General features: G+C 69.9%; 14 protein-coding genes. 10 read left to right on the plus strand and 4 right to left on the minus strand.

What is annotated here, in order from left to right; all coding sequences use genetic code 11:
* Positions 1 to 288: 288 nt before the first annotated feature.
* Positions 289 to 666: a hypothetical protein gene (locus FB559_RS44250; RefSeq protein WP_185792531.1), complete on the minus strand. Its 378-nt coding sequence runs from the start codon at positions 664 to 666 to the stop codon at positions 289 to 291.
* A 496-nt stretch (positions 667 to 1,162) separates the two neighbouring features.
* Here FB559_RS44250 and trxA point away from each other — a divergent pair, with 496 nt between their 5' ends.
* Positions 1,163 to 1,522 carry a thioredoxin gene (gene trxA, locus FB559_RS34040; protein WP_141961029.1) on the plus strand — a complete coding sequence of 120 codons (360 nt, stop codon included), beginning with the start codon at positions 1,163 to 1,165 and terminating at the stop codon, positions 1,520 to 1,522.
* An 8-nt stretch (positions 1,523 to 1,530) separates the two neighbouring features.
* Here the strand turns inward: trxA and FB559_RS34045 are convergent, their stop codons facing one another.
* The gene (locus FB559_RS34045; protein WP_141961030.1) at positions 1,531 to 2,556 is read right to left on the minus strand and encodes a sodium:calcium antiporter; all 1,026 of its coding nucleotides are present in this window, start codon (positions 2,554 to 2,556) and stop codon (positions 1,531 to 1,533) included.
* 392 nt (positions 2,557 to 2,948) lie between these two features.
* Here FB559_RS34045 and thrS point away from each other — a divergent pair, with 392 nt between their 5' ends.
* A complete protein-coding gene (gene thrS / locus FB559_RS34050) occupies positions 2,949 to 4,979 on the plus strand; it encodes a threonine--tRNA ligase (protein ID WP_141961031.1) in 2,031 nt (676 codons plus the stop codon).
* Positions 4,980 to 5,018: 39 nt separating this feature from the next.
* Here thrS and FB559_RS34055 read toward each other — a convergent pair whose 3' ends face one another.
* Positions 5,019 to 5,546 carry an Asp23/Gls24 family envelope stress response protein gene (locus FB559_RS34055; RefSeq protein WP_141961032.1) on the minus strand — a complete coding sequence of 176 codons (528 nt, stop codon included), beginning with the start codon at positions 5,544 to 5,546 and terminating at the stop codon, positions 5,019 to 5,021.
* Between the two features lie 135 nt (positions 5,547 to 5,681).
* Here FB559_RS34055 and FB559_RS34060 point away from each other — a divergent pair, with 135 nt between their 5' ends.
* Together FB559_RS34060 and FB559_RS34065 are read left to right on the plus strand one after the other, a co-directional pair.
* Positions 5,682 to 6,233: an HIT family protein gene (locus FB559_RS34060; protein WP_141961033.1), complete on the plus strand. Its 552-nt coding sequence runs from the start codon at positions 5,682 to 5,684 to the stop codon at positions 6,231 to 6,233.
* A gap of 10 nt (positions 6,234 to 6,243) precedes the next feature.
* Positions 6,244 to 6,642 (plus strand): thiol-disulfide oxidoreductase DCC family protein, encoded by a 399-nt coding sequence (locus FB559_RS34065; RefSeq protein ID WP_141961034.1) that lies wholly within the window; start codon positions 6,244 to 6,246, stop codon positions 6,640 to 6,642.
* Positions 6,643 to 6,775: 133 nt separating this feature from the next.
* On the opposite strand, the gene FB559_RS34070 is transcribed toward FB559_RS34065, so the two are convergent.
* Positions 6,776 to 8,917 (minus strand): elongation factor G-like protein EF-G2, encoded by a 2,142-nt coding sequence (locus FB559_RS34070; RefSeq protein ID WP_141961035.1) that lies wholly within the window; start codon positions 8,915 to 8,917, stop codon positions 6,776 to 6,778.
* Between the two features lie 260 nt (positions 8,918 to 9,177).
* Here FB559_RS34070 and pgsA point away from each other — a divergent pair, with 260 nt between their 5' ends.
* The 6 genes from pgsA (at position 9,178) to pdxS (ending at position 14,592) form a co-directional block, all read left to right on the plus strand.
* Entirely contained in the window at positions 9,178 to 9,792 is a 615-nt protein-coding gene (pgsA, locus tag FB559_RS34075; protein ID WP_141962101.1) for a phosphatidylinositol phosphate synthase, read from the plus strand.
* 10 nt (positions 9,793 to 9,802) lie between these two features.
* A complete protein-coding gene (locus FB559_RS34080; RefSeq protein ID WP_141961036.1) occupies positions 9,803 to 10,687 on the plus strand; it encodes a phosphatidylinositol mannoside acyltransferase in 885 nt (294 codons plus the stop codon).
* 27 nt (positions 10,688 to 10,714) lie between these two features.
* Positions 10,715 to 11,851, plus strand: a complete 1,137-nt coding sequence (locus tag FB559_RS34085; RefSeq protein WP_141961037.1) for a glycosyltransferase family 4 protein — start codon at positions 10,715 to 10,717, stop codon at positions 11,849 to 11,851.
* Positions 11,848 to 12,381 carry a hypothetical protein gene (locus FB559_RS34090; RefSeq protein ID WP_141961038.1) on the plus strand — a complete coding sequence of 178 codons (534 nt, stop codon included), beginning with the start codon at positions 11,848 to 11,850 and terminating at the stop codon, positions 12,379 to 12,381. Before FB559_RS34085 ends, FB559_RS34090 begins: the two co-directional genes overlap by 4 nt.
* A 126-nt stretch (positions 12,382 to 12,507) precedes the next feature.
* Entirely contained in the window at positions 12,508 to 13,530 is a 1,023-nt protein-coding gene (locus FB559_RS34095) for a DUF3048 domain-containing protein (RefSeq protein WP_141961039.1), read from the plus strand.
* Positions 13,531 to 13,674: 144 nt separating this feature from the next.
* Positions 13,675 to 14,592, plus strand: coding sequence for a pyridoxal 5'-phosphate synthase lyase subunit PdxS (gene pdxS, locus FB559_RS34100; RefSeq protein WP_141961040.1), 918 nt, complete (start codon positions 13,675 to 13,677; stop codon positions 14,590 to 14,592).
* Positions 14,593 to 14,610 lie beyond the last annotated feature (18 nt).

Genomic DNA, 14,610 nt, shown 5'->3' on the forward strand with positions numbered 1-14,610 from the left:
ACCGGGGCGACCGTCCACCGGCATGGACCGAACTCGGCTCGTCTGTGGGATGTTCCACCCGCCCGCCGCGCTCACTGCGGTCCGCGCTCACTGCGGCCACCGCCCGCCGCGCCTTCGCCTGCGCGGCCGAAGCCTGCCGCGCCCCGAGGCGGCCCGTAGCGGGTCGGCCTCCCGTGGCCTCCAGGCCACCGATCGGCGCCCATGGTGCGACGACGCCGGGCCCACGGTGCGAAGAACGCCGCTGGACCTCCGGGGAGTGACTCGGTCCGCGTTCCAGACGGGAGCCCCTCAAGGCCCATCTGTGCCGCGTGAGGGCCCGCGGCGCCATGCGCCGCGTGGCCCGCCCGCGTCCGGTCTCGCGCCCGCGTCCGGTCTCGCGCCCGCGTCCGGTCTCGCGCCCGCGTCCGGTCTCGCGCCCGCGTCCGGTCTCGCGCCCGCGTCCGGTCTCGCGCCCGCGTCCGGTCTCGCGCCCGCGTCCGGTCTCGCGCCCGCGTCCGGTCTCGCGCCCGCGTCCGGTCTCGCGTCCGCGTCCGCGTGCGCCAGTGCCGGCAGGTCGGCGAGCGCCGGGTGGGCCAGCACCTCGGCGAAGCACGGACGTGCCTCCTCGGTGGCGCCGTTCCGCAGGGCGATGTGGGCGTACCGGATGGTGTCCTGAAGCCCGGTCATGGCCTCTTCGGTCACGCCCGTCGTGAGGTAGGCGGTCGAGCTTCTGTGCCAGCAGGGCCACCATGCGTAACGATCGGATAGTTCGGGCCACGCAAGCTGAGCCTGAGACATGGTCTTCCGCAGGCGCAGGTTACGTATCCGTTCGCCCAGGGATTCTTGACTTGCCCACCTCTACAAGAAAGTGACAGAACTACGCGAGAGAACAGAAAAGAGCGTCACATCTTCGCAGGGCCATCGCCCTGGTCGTTCTGGCCTTCATCGGGGGCCTCGTGCCCCTTGGAACGATCGTCGCCGTCTCCACCCCCGCGTCGGCCGTCGTCGCGGCGCCGCTGGCCGAGCCTCACGGCACCGGTACGTGCCGTCGCAGGCGGCAAGCCGACTCGAGCCTCGGTGGCCGCCCCTCGGCCGGGTGCGGAATGGCCGTCGGGGCTTCGCTGTTGTGGCAGGGGCGGTGACACGGAGGGCACCGCGTCCTCGACCCCAGGGAGCTGATGAAATGGCCACCACGACATTGACCACCGCCGACTTCGACGAGAAAGCGGCTGGTGAGGGCATCCTGCTGGTCGATTTCTGGGCGAGCTGGTGCGGTCCGTGCCGTAGCTTCGCCCCCGTCTACGAGCGTTCTTCCGAAAAGCACGAGGACATCGTCTTCGGCAAGGTCGACACCGAGGCCCAGCAGGACCTGGCCGCGCGCTTCGAGATCACCTCGATCCCGACGATCATGGCGATCCGCGACGGCGTCATCGTCTTCGCCCAGCCCGGAGCCCTGCCCGAACAGTCCCTTGAGAGCCTGATCGAGCAGGTACGCGCGCTGGACATGGACGACGTACGCAGCCGGCTCGCCACCAAGTCCTGAGGGCGCTCTCAGACGAGTATCGGGATCAGGCAGACCGCGAACAGGCCGTAGAAGGCCGCGGCCCAGGTCAGCGTCCTCCCGCTGAAACGACCTGAGGTCAGCGCGAACAGCAGGAAGACCATCGCGACGATCGTCACGATCCCCGAGAGCAGAAGCGGACCGTCGAACCTCCACCTGGTGAACAGAATGCCCAGGCCGGAGGGGACGGTCGCCTGAATCATCATCGCACCACTGATGTTCGCCAGGGCGAGATGCGTCTTGCCCTGGCGGACCCAGATGATGGCGTTCATGATCTCGGGCAGCTCGGTCGCGATGGGGGCGAGGAGCAGGGCGGTGACCGCGGCCGGCAGGCCGAGCATCGGCCCGACGGCCTCCAGCTGGTGCACGAAGAGCTGTGAGGCCACGAAGATGACGGCGAGCGTGGCGACGGCCTGGACGACCACCGCCCAGGTGGCGGGGGTCGCGCGGCGCGGCTGCAGGCGGAGCGGCTCGATCTCCGCCACCTCGTCGTCGCTGCTCTCGGCGCGCAGCTCGCGCCAGAAGTAGACGCCGTAGGCGGCGAAGAACAGCAGGCCCAGCCACGGCTTGAACGCGAAGGTCACCAGGCCCAGACCGACCTTGACCACGAAGATCACCAGGAACCAGCGCTGGTCGCGGGCGAGCTTGCGCGTGTCACCGAGGTTGTCACGGCGCTCGCGCGGCGGCTCACCGCCCTCGGCCGGGACGGCGACCTTGCGGCGCCGGGTCAGCAGCATGAATCCCGTCACGCCGTACGCGGCCGTGGCGAGCGCGAGCGGACCGCCCATCGCCGCGCCGACGCCGATGTCCTTCTGGTCCGGCCCGGACCCGAGGACGACCGCGACGAAGGTCACGACGCTTTCCGGCAGCGCGGTGCCGAAGGCCGCCAGCACCGTCCCCACGGCGAGCGGGCCGACCTTGAGTCGCAGGCCCAGCCACTCGACCGCGTTGACGAACCACTCACAGGAGAGATAGATCGCCACGGCGCAGGCCAGCAGGATCACCACGTGCAGCATGAAGTCCCTTATCGATCATGTGCCGTGAGACGAAAAAAGACCTCGGCCCACGGCGACAGACGTCACCAACGGCCGAAGGTCTCGTCCACCCCCTGATGCGGGGCCCGGGCACCGGGAGCGAGAACGCTCCAGCATGTCGACGACCGGCGGGTGGGACTACTCCCCTTCGCACTGGTAAGCCTACCGTGTCGTCGCAGGCCGAGGTGCCCGGAGCGGCGATCGGCTAGTCTGGTCCCATGGCAGCAGCCGTATTGGCGACGACGACGCCGGGGACACCCCGGCGCATCGGCTGCACGCACTGACTTAGGCAGCGACGAGGCCCCGGGAGCGATCCCGGGGCCTCATTGCTTCGTCCCCTGGTGTTCGCTCCCACGAGAAACGAGGAGTGGATCATGGAGTACGAGGCGGCCGGGCAGTCGGTAGCATTCGACGTCGACATCACTGACCATCGAGGAGATTCCGTGTCTGAACTGCGCATCACCCTCGGCGGAAGCGAGCGTGTGGTGGCGGCAGGCACCACTGTGGGAGAGGCGCTCGAAGCCGACGGCCGCAGCATCGTGGCGGCCCGTGTCAACGACCAGGCCCGCGACCTGGCCTACGTCCTGGCGGACGGTGACGTGGCCGAGCCGATCGAGGTCGGCTCACCCGAGGGCCTGTCCATCGTCCGTCACTCGGCGGCGCACGTCATGGCGCAGGCCGTACAGGAGCTGTTCCCCAAGGCCAAGCTGGGCATCGGCCCGCCGGTCGAGAACGGCTTCTACTACGACTTCGACGTCGAGCAGCCCTTCCAGCCCGATGACCTCAAGCGCATCGAGAAGCGCATGCGCGAGATCGTCAAGCAGGGCCAGTCCTTCTCCCGCCGCGTGGTCACCGACTCCGGCGCGCGCGAGGAGCTGGCCGGCGAGCCGTACAAGCTGGAGCTGATCGGGCTCAAGGGCGCCGCGGCGGACGAGGAGAGCGTCGAGGTGGGCGGCGGCGAGCTGACCATCTACGACAACCTCGACGCCAAGACCGGGGACCTGCGCTGGAAGGACCTCTGCCGCGGCCCGCACCTGCCCACCACCCGCGCGATCCCGGCGTTCAAGCTGATGCGCTCCGGCGGCGCCTACTGGCGGGGGAGTGAGAAGAACCCCCAGCTCCAGCGGATCTACGGCACCGCGTGGGAGTCGCGCGAGCGGCAGGACGACTACCTCAAGATGCTCGAGGAGGCCGAGAAGCGCGACCACCGCAGGCTCGGCGCCGAGCTCGACCTGTTCTCCTTCCCGAGCGAGATCGGCAGTGGCCTCGCGGTCTTCCACCCCAAGGGCGGCATCGTCCGCCGGGTGATGGAGGACTACTCCCGCAAGCGCCACGAAGAGTCGGGGTATGAGTTCGTCAACACCCCGCACATCACCAAGGGCGACCTGTTCGACACCTCCGGCCACCTGGGCTGGTACAAGGACGACATGTTCCCGCCCATGGAGGTGGACGGGGCCGACTACTACCTGAAGCCGATGAACTGCCCCATGCACAACCTGATCTTCCGGGCGCGTGGGCGGTCCTACCGTGAGCTGCCGCTACGGCTGTTCGAGTTCGGCACCGTCTACCGGTTCGAGAAGTCCGGCGTCGTACACGGCCTCACCCGCGTACGCGGCATGACCCAGGACGACTCCCACATCTACTGCACCAAGGAGCAGATGGTCGGGGAGCTGAAGAAACTCCTCACCTTCGTGCTCGACCTGCTGCGCGACTACGGGCTGAGCGAGTTCTTCCTGGAGCTGTCCACCCGCGACGATTCGGAGAAGTTCATCGGCGCGCAGGCGGACTGGGACGAGGCGACCGCCGCGTTGCAGGAGGCGGCCGACGAGTCCGGCCTGGACCTCGTGTCCGACCCGGGCGGCGCGGCGTTCTACGGGCCGAAGATCTCCGTGCAGGCCAAGGACGCCATCGGCCGTACCTGGCAGCTGTCCACCATCCAGGTCGACTTCAACCAGCCGAAGCGCTTCGGGCTGGAGTACCAGGCGGCCGACGGCACCCGGCAGCAGCCGATGATGATCCACCGGGCGCTCTTCGGCTCGATCGAGCGCTTCTTCGGCGTCCTGCTGGAGCACTACGCGGGCGCGCTGCCGCCCTGGCTCGCTCCGGTACAGGTCGTCGGCATTCCCATCTCCGACGACCACGTCGAGCACCTGGAGCAGGTCGCCGCCCGGCTGCGCGAGCGCGGCATCCGGGTGGAGGTCGACACCTCCTCGGACCGCATGCAGAAGAAGATCCGCAACGCGCAGAAGCAGAAGATCCCGTACATGCTGCTGGCGGGCGACGACGACGTGGCCAAGGGCGCGGTCTCGTTTCGCTACCGCAGCGGCGAGCAGAACAACGCCGTGGCGGTGGGCGACGCGATCGAGGAGATCGTGAAGGCCGTGGAGCAGCGCGTCCAGATCTGAGACCGTCCCGGCCGCGCCGAGCGGCGCGGCCGGGAGGTGTCAGCCGAGCGTCAGCCGGTGGTCGTCCTCGTCCTCCTCCTCGGGCTCCTCGCCCTTGGCGGGAGCGGGCGGCTCCGGCATCCTGACGTCGTCGACCACCACGTTGACCTCGACCACGGTCAGGCCGAGCATGCGGGTCGTCTGCGTGGCGACGTTGTGCTTGACGTCACGGGCCACATCCATCACGACGTGGCCGTACTCGATCACGATGGTGACCTCGATCGTGACGTCGTGACCGTCGATATGGGCCTTGACGCCCTGGTCGCCACGGCGGTGGCCGACACCGATGTGCTCGCGGACGTTCTCCACGACGCGCTCCACGTCGCCGCCGAGGTCGGCGACGCCGTCGACCTCGATCGCGGCCAGTCCGGCGACCTTCTCGACGACCTCGTCCTCGATGTCGATGCGGCCCTTCACCTGCGCGGCCGGCTGTGCCGGCTCCGTGTCGGGCGAACGGTCGGCGACGACGACGTTGACCTGCTCTTCCACCTGCTCGGGTGGCTGGTTCCCATCAGCGAAATCGGTCATGGCGGCCTCCAAGTCCTAGGGCGCACCATCCTCGCGGACTCGACACCTGGTTCGCCATGGAATGCCGGAAAGGTGCAGGCGGGGGTTCGTCACCCGGGAGGCGCCGCCATCGCGGTGCGGTCCTATGCTTCTGGCATGACCGAGCCCAAGCGTGAGGAGCAGTTCGGCGTCGGGGGTCCCGACCAGTTCCAGCGTCTGTGGACCCCCCACCGGATGGCGTACATCAAGGGCGAGAGCAAACCCACGGGCTTGGGACCGGACGACGGCTGCCCGTTCTGCGAGATCCCCAAGATGGACGACGAGGAGGGGCTGATCGTACGGCGGGGTGAGTACACCTACGCGGTGCTCAACCTCTACCCGTACAACTCGGGTCACCTCATGGTGTGCCCGTTCCGGCACGTCAGCGACTACAACGACCTCGACCTCGCCGAGACCGCCGAGCTCGCCCTCCTCACCAAACGCTCCGTCACCGCGCTGCGCAAGGCGAGCGGCGCGCAGGGGTTCAACGTCGGAATGAACCTCGGCCACGTCGCGGGTGCCGGCATCGCCGCCCACCTGCACCAGCACGTCGTCCCCCGCTGGGGCGGCGACACCAACTTCATGCCGATCATCGGCCAGACACGGGTGCTGCCCCAGCTGCTCCGGGACACCCGTCGCCTGCTCGCCGACGCCTGGCCCCTGGACTGAGGTACACGCGATGGGACGACCCGTTCTCCTCTACGACGGCGACTGCGGATTCTGTACGACCTCGGTGGGATTCCTCGAGCGCCACATCCCGACGACGGCCGAGGTGACGCCGTACCAGTTCGCGGACCTGAAGGCACTCGGCACGACCGCCGCACGCGCCGACCGCGAGGTCCTCTGGGTGGAGGAGGACCGGATCTTCGGCGGAGCACAGGCGATCGCCAGGCTCCTCATCGACGCCCGCGGCCCGTGGCGGCCACTCGGCCTGCTGATCCGCGTCCCGCCGTTCCGCTGGCTCGCGGCGGGCGTCTACCACCTGGTCACGGTCAACCGCCACCGCCTCCCGGGCGGCACTCCCGCGTGCGCCCTGCCGGCCGCGGACCGCCCCGGATCGGGCAAGGCGACCGGCTGACGCGGCGCCGGGCCGTCTTCGCGGCGGCGAGCGGGCCGGGAGGGTGACGGAGACCCGCCGACCGCGAGCCTGAGACGACCGGACGCGCCGGCCCCGTGTCCCCCCAGGGGAGCACGGGGCCGGCGGCGACCGGCTACGACTCGGCGATGACCTTCTCGGCCAGCTGTGCGGGCAGGGGTTCGTACCGCAGGAAGCTGCGGCTGAACGTGCCCGTGCCGTGAGACATCGACCGCAGGTCGATCGCGTACCGCGTGATCTCCAGTTGCGGCACCTCGGCCTTGATCAAGGACCGCCCGCCCGCGATGGCCTCGCTGCCGAGCACCCGCCCGCGGCGGGATGACAGGTCCGACATCACCGCGCCGACATAGTCATCGGCGACGAGCACCGCGACCTCGTCGACCGGCTCCAGGAGCAGGACCTTCGTCTTGGCCGCCGCGTCCTTCAGGCCGAGCTGCCCGGCGGTCTGGAACGCCATGTCGGAGGAGTCCACCGAGTGAGCCTTGCCGTCGTACAGCGTGACCCTGATGTCGACCATCGGGTACCCGGCGAGCACGCCGCGCTCCATCTGGACGCGCAGGCCCTTTTCCACGGACGGAATGAACTGCCGGGGCACGACCCCGCCGACGATCTTGTCGGCGAACTCGAAACCCGAGCCCGACGGCAGTGGCTCCACCTCCACGTGGCAGATGGCGTACTGCCCGTGCCCGCCGCTCTGCTTGACGTGACGGCCGAGCCCGCTGGCCGTGCCGCCGAAGGTCTCGCGCAGCGGCACCCGCAGGGGCACCGTCTCGACCTCGACGCCGTACCGGCTGCTCAACCGGTCCAGCAGCACGTCGGCGTGCGCCTCGCCCATGTTCCACAGCACGAGCTGGCGGGTCTCGGAGTTGTTCTCCAGCCGCAGGGTCGGGTCCTCGGCCACCAGCCGCGCGAGCGCCTGGGAGAGCTTGTCCTCATCGGCCTTGGACTTGGCCTGGATCGCCGTCGGCAGCAGCGGGTCCGGCATCGACCAGGGCGCCATCAGCAGCGGCTCCTCCTTGGCCGAGATCGTGTCGCCGGTCTCGGCGTGGCCGAGCTTGGCGACCGCGCAGATGTCGCCGGCCACGCACGAGGACATGGTCCGCTGGAGCTTGCCCAGCGGCGAGGACAGCGCGCCGACGCGCTCATCCACGTCATGATCCTCGTGGCCGCGGTCCTCCAGCCCATGCCCGGACACGTGCACGGTCTCGTCCGGCGTCAGCGTGCCGCTGAACACGCGGACCAGCGAGATGCGCCCGACGTACGGGTCCGAGGCGGTCTTGATGACCTCGGCGACCAGCGGCCCGTCCGGATCACAGGTGAGCCGGCGGTCCGACTTGCCGTCGGTCCCGGTGACCGTGGGGATGCCGTGCTCCAGCGGCGAAGGGAACGCCTGGGTGATCACTTCGAGCAGCTCGCTCATGCCGATCACCGGCCCGGGGTTGTCGCCGTGCGGCACCGACGTGGTCAGCACCGGATAGAAGCTGCCCCGCGCGACCGCCTTCTCCAGGTCCTCGATGAGGGCCTTGACGTCGATCTCCTCACCGGACAGGTAGCGGTCCATGAGGGTCTCGTCTTCGCTCTCCTGGATGATCCCCTCGATGAGGGCGCCCCGCTGCTCCGACAGCCGGTCCAGGAACTCCGCGTCCGGCGCGCGCTCGGCGCGCGTGCCGGAGGAGTAGTCCAGGCACTTCTGCGACAGCAGCGCGATCAGCCCGGCCTCACACGGGAAGTAGCACGGCAGCACACCGTCGCCGAAGGCGTCCTGGCAGTCGGTGAGCACCTCGTCGAAGTCGCCGCGCTGCTGGTCGATCTTGGTGATCACGACGGCACGCGGCATGCCGACCGTCGCGCACTCTTCCCACAGCATCCGGGTGACGCCGTCGATGCCGTCCACCGCCGAGATGACGAACAGTGCCGCGTCGGCGGCGCGCAGCCCGGCCCGCAGGTCACCGACGAAGTCGGCGTAGCCGGGTGTGTCCACCAGGTTGACCTTGACGCCCGAATGCATGAACGACGACACCGAGAGGTTCACCGAGCGCTGCTGGCGCATCTCGACGTCGTCGTAGTCACTCACCGTCGAGCCGTCCTCGACGCGACCGGGACGCTGGATCGTACCGGTCGCAGCGAGCAGCGCCTCGGCGAGAGTCGTCTTTCCCGCCCCGGAATGGCCGACCAACGCGATGTTGCGTATCTTCTCGGGTTGGTCGACCGATGGTGCCCTGCCGGCGGCTCCTTGGGGACCTGTCTTATCCGCCACGCGCCCACCTCCATTGAGGACCTGGGTGTGACGGGCGCCACACCCGTGGTCACCACCCTTACCGTCCTGACCGCATATCACAAGGGGGTGGCCGGCAAACGCTCGAGTCCTCCTCTAGTCAGCCCTTCCCACCTGCGCCGACGTCACGCACTACGATTGGCCCGCCGGGGGGATCGGGCACGGTAACGGGTGGAAACGGGGTTGCGGGACCTTTCAGGGGTGTTTAACACCGCAACCGGATCACGATTACAAGGATGGGAATGCTCAACCAACTACGGCCGGCGCTTTCACGTGTCACCTCGCCGGTCGGGCACGCGCTGGCTCGCACCGGCGTGACACCCAACACGGTCACCATCATCGGCACGCTCGGATGCGTCGTCGGTGCGCTCGCCTTCTACCCCTTCGGAGAGTTCTTCTGGGGGACGATCGTCATTACGGTCTTCGTCTTCTTCGACCTGTTCGATGGGGCCGTGGCACGAGTGACCGGGAAGGTGAGCCGCTTCGGCGCCTTCCTCGACTCGAACATGGACCGGGTCTCCGACGCGGCGATCTTCACAGGGCTGATCCTCCGGTTCTCGAGCCGGGACCACAACGACATGCTCCTGGTCTGCCTCGCCCTGTTCTGCCTCATCTCGGGGGCACTGGTGTCGTACGCACGCGCGCGTGCGGAGGGCATGGGGATCAACGCCACCATCGGTATCGCCGAGCGTGGCGAGCGCCTCATCGTGAGCCTGGTCGCCATCGGGCTGGCCGGGCTGGGCGTCCCGTACGTGCTCGCCGCGGGCCTGTGGCTGCTCTCGATCGCCAGCGCCATCACGGTGGTGCAGCGCTACGTCGTCGTACGGCGGCACGTGGAGGCCGGAGACCTCTCATGAGAGTCCGCGCGTGAGAGACGAGGTGGCCGACTACGCCTATGCCCTGGGTTGGTCGGCGGTCCGCTACATGCCCGAGCCCGTCGCCCGTGAGATCTTCATGCTCATCGCCGACCGGGCCTGGCAGCGCCGGGGCCGCGGCGTACGGCAGCTGGAGAAGAACCTCCGCCGGGTCGTCGGCGACGGGCCCTCGGACGAGGAACTGCGCGAACTGAGCCGCAAGGGCATGCGCTCCTATCTCCGCTACTGGCTGGAGTCCTTCCGCCTGCCGTCGATGAGCCGGGACCGCATCCTGTCCCGCATGCGCATCACCGGCATCGAGGCCATCTACGCCGACCTCGACGCCGGGCGCGGTGTGATCGCCGCGCTGCCGCACATGGGCAACTACGACCACGCCGGTGCCTGGATCGCCCTGTCGGGCACGCCGTTCACGACCGTCATGGAGCGGCTCAAGCCCGAGTCGCTCTACGACCGGTTCGTGGCCTACCGCGCCGGCCTGGGGATGGAGGTCCTGCCCGCCTCCGGCGGTGACGGCGACGTGTTCGGCGTGCTCACGGAGCGGCTGAGCGCGGGCCGGATGGTCTGCCTGGTCGCCGACCGCGACCTCACCGCGAGCGGCGTCGAGGTCGAGTTCTTCGGCCGGGCGGCCAAGCTGCCCGCCGGCCCGGCGGCGCTGGCCATGCGCACCGGAGCCGCGCTACGGCCGGTCACGCTGTGGTACGAAGGAGACGAGTGGTGCGTCCGGGTCCACGACGAGATCCGGGTGCCCGGTGAAGGCGCTCGTGAGGACCGGATCCACGCGATGACGCAGTCTCTCGCGCACACCTTCGCCCAAGGGGTCGCCGACCACCCGGAGGACTGGCACATGCTCCAGCGCGTCTGGGTGGAAGACCTGTGACAGCGACATGAGAAGAGCGAGCGGCCTGTGAGGATCGGCATCGTCTGCCCCTACACCTGGGACGTTCCCGGCGGCGTGCAGTCACACGTACGCGACCTGACCGAGGCGCTGTTCGCGTCCGGGCACGAGGTCTCGGTGATCGCGCCGGCCGACGACGACGCACCTCTGCCGCCGTACGTCGTCTCCGCGGGGCGGGCGGTCCCGGTGCCCTACAACGGCTCGGTGGCACGGCTGTCGTTCGGCTTCCTGTCCGCCGCACGCGTACGCCGGTGGATCCGCGAGGGCCGGTTCGACGTGCTCCACGTGCACGAGCCGGCCTCGCCCTCACTGGGCGTGCTCGCGTGCTGGGCCGCCGACGGCCCCATCGTCGCGACCTTCCACGCCTCGTTCGAACGCTCGCGGGCACTGTCGGCGGCCGGCCCGATCCTGCAGAGCGCGCTGGAGAAGATCACCGCGCGGATCGCGGTGTCGGAGAAGGCGCGCAAGACGCTCGTCGAACACCTCGGGGGAGACGCCGTGCTCATCCCGAACGGCGTCACGACCGAGCGATACGCCATGGCGACGCCGCTGCCGGGCTGGCCGGGCGACGACGGGGCGCTCGGCTTCCTCGGGCGGATGGACGAGCAGCGCAAGGGGCTGCCGGTGCTGCTGCGCGCGTTCGAGACGCTCGGCCGTGAGCGCCCCGGGCTGCGGCTGCTGCTGGCCGGTCCCGGCGACGCCGACGAGATCCGCGCACGTGTCCCCTCGGACCTGCGCGACCGCGTGGTCAACCTGGGGCTGGTGAGCGAGACCGACAAGGTGCGCGCGCTGCACTCGGTGGACGTCTTCGTCGCGCCCAACACCGGCGGGGAGAGCTTCGGCATCGTGCTGGCCGAGGCGATGTCGGCGGGCGCGCCGATCCTGGCCAGCGACATCTCGGCCTTCGACCGGGTGCTGCTCGGCGGCCGTGCGGGCGTGCTGTTCCCCGTCGGGGACGCCGCCGCGCTCGCCGCGGCCGCCTCCGAGCTCCTCGACGACGCCCCGCGCCGCAAGCAGCTCTCCGACGAGGCCAAGACGGCGGTCCGGGCCTATGATTGGTCGACGGTCGCCCGCGACGTGGTCCGCGTGTACGAGACCGTGGCCGGGGACACCGGCGTCGTCGAGACCTCCGCGAGCCGGCCATGACCGAGACGCTTCTCAACATCGCCCTGCTCATCGCGGTCCTCTTCCTGCTCGGCGTCTACGTCTCCTGGCGGGCCACCCGGCTCGACCGGCTGCACGTACGCCTGGAGACCGCGCGCGCCGGCCTGGACGCCGCGCTCGTACGCCGCGCGGCGGTCGCCCTCGAGCTGGCCGCCTCGCGCCAGCTCGACCCGGCCACGAGCCTGCTGCTCGCCGCCGCCGCGCACGAGGCACGCATCGCCGACAACGAAAACCGGGAGTTCGCCGAGAGCGACCTGTCACGTGCCCTGCGCGCGGTCATCGACCAGCCGGACTTCCGGCGCACGGTCGCGGCACGCGAGGACGGCGCGGACCTGCTCGACGACCTCGACGCCGCCATCCGCAAGGTCGGCTACGCGCGCAGCTTCTATAACAATGCGGTGACCGCGACCCGCTCGGCGCGGCGCAAGCTGCTTCCCCGCGTGCTTCCCCTGTCCGGCCGGGCGCCCCTGCCGGAGTTCTTCGAGATCGACGACGCGCCGCCGGAGACCTGAGCCCGCACCGGTGTGACCCGTGTGACGGGTGTGCCGACGGGCCTCGGGGACCGGGATACGGGCGCGTCGTTCATCGACTAGCCTCGCGGACTCAGAACTTCTGATTTGCCCGGGGAGGTCCAGCTCGTGCGCTGTTTTCGCCTCGCGTCTCCGCCCGTCGTCCTGCTCGCGGCCGCGTCCCTCGTGGCCTGCTCGAACGCGCCCGAGGCGGCCACGGCGTCCCCGCCGCCCGCGACGACGGACCCGCGACCTTCGGCCACCCCCACTCCGACTCCGGCCCGCACCCACCCGTTCACCGGCGCGAGCACGAGCGCGGACGGTCCGGTGCTGGCCGTCAAGATCGACAACACCCGGTCCGCGAAGCCGCAGCTCGGCCTGCGCTCCGCCGACATCGTCTATGTCGAGCAGGTCGAGGGCGGCCTCAGCCGGATCATGGCGATCTTCTCCTCGAAGCTCCCGCCGCGCGTCGGGCCGGTCCGCAGCGCCCGCGTCTCCGACCTGCACCTTCTCCCGGAGTTCGGCAAGCCGGCGTTCGCCTACTCCGGCGTGCAGGGCAAGATGAAGCCCTATGTCGCCAAGGCGCCCCTGATCGACGTCTCCCAGGACGACTCGAACACCGGCTACCTGCGCACCGGCCCGCACTCGGCGCCGTACAACCTCTACGGCACGCCGAAACAGCTGCTCGCCCGCGCGCACGGCGCCTCCAAGGCCGCCGACATCGGCTTCCGCTTCGGCCCGGCGCCGGACGGTGGCAAGCCCGTCAAGAGCTTCACCGCCCGCTACCCGGCGGCGTCGCTTCGGTTCCAGTGGTCGGCCGCCGGCAAGCGCTGGCTGGTCACCCAGGACGGCAAGGCCGATCGCGCCGCCGAGGGCGGACGGCTCGGCGGCCAGACGATCGTGGTCCAGCGGGCCCACACGACCCGTTCGCAGTTCCACGACTTCCTCGGCAACTACACCCCGCTCGTGAAGACGGTCGGCACGGGCAAGGCGACCGTGCTGCGAGACGGCAAGGCCTACGACGCCCGCTGGTCCCGGCCGTCCGAGAGCGACGGGACGACCTACACGACCGCGTCCGGGCAGCCGATGACCTTCGCCCCGGGCGAGGTGTGGGTGGTCCTCGTCAACGACGGGAAGCCCACCACGCCCTGAGGCAGGCCGGCGCGCGGGCCCCCGGAACCCGCACAGTGTCGGATCCCCGCCTGAATTCTGACGAGATGTCAAGGGCGTACCGGCCCGTACCTGGCCCTACCATGGATACGACAGCTTGATCGACATTCCCGAAGAGGTAGCACCGTGTCCACTGCCAGCCCCGACCAGTCCAACACCGTCCCGGAGACGGGCACCGCCCGCGTGAAACGGGGCATGGCGGAGATGCTCAAGGGCGGCGTGATCATGGATGTCGTCACGCCCGACCAGGCCAAGATCGCCGAAGACGCCGGCGCGGTGGCCGTCATGGCACTGGAGCGTGTGCCGGCCGACATCCGGGCCGAAGGCGGCGTTTCGCGGATGAGCGACCCGGACATGATCGAGGGCATCATCGGCGCCGTCTCGATCCCGGTCATGGCCAAGGCCCGCATCGGCCACTTCGTCGAGGCCCAGGTCCTCCAGGCGCTCGGCGTCGACTACGTCGACGAGTCCGAGGTGCTCACGCCCGCCGACTACGACAACCACATCGACAAGTGGGCCTTCACGGTCCCCTTCGTCTGCGGCTCCACCAACCTCGGCGAGGCGCTCCGCCGCATCACCGAGGGAGCGGCGATGATCCGCTCCAAGGGCGAGGCGGGCACCGGTGACGTGTCCAACGCCACCATGCACATGCGCCAGATCCGCCAGGAGATCCGCCGGCTGGGCTCGCTGCCCGAGGACGAGCTGTTCGTCGCCGCCAAGGAGCTCCAGGCCCCGTACGAGCTGGTCAAGGAGGTCGCGCGGGCCGGAAAGCTGCCGGTGGTGCTCTTCACCGCGGGCGGCATCGCGACGCCGGCCGACGCCGCCATGATGATGCAGCTCGGCGCCGAGGGCGTGTTCGTCGGCTCTGGCATCTTCAAGTCCGGTGACCCCGCCAAGCGGGCCGAGGCGATCGTCAAGGCGACCACGTTCTACGACGACCCCGACGTCATCGCGAAGGTCTCCCGCGGTCTCGGTGAGGCCATGGTCGGCATCAACGTCGCCTCGCTGTCCGAGGCCGACCGCTTGGCCGCCCGCGGCTGGTAGACCGGAAGCCGTCCGCCC

Source organism: Actinoallomurus bryophytorum, assembly GCF_006716425.1.
In the GTDB taxonomy this organism is placed as follows: domain Bacteria; phylum Actinomycetota; class Actinomycetes; order Streptosporangiales; family Streptosporangiaceae; genus Actinoallomurus; species Actinoallomurus bryophytorum.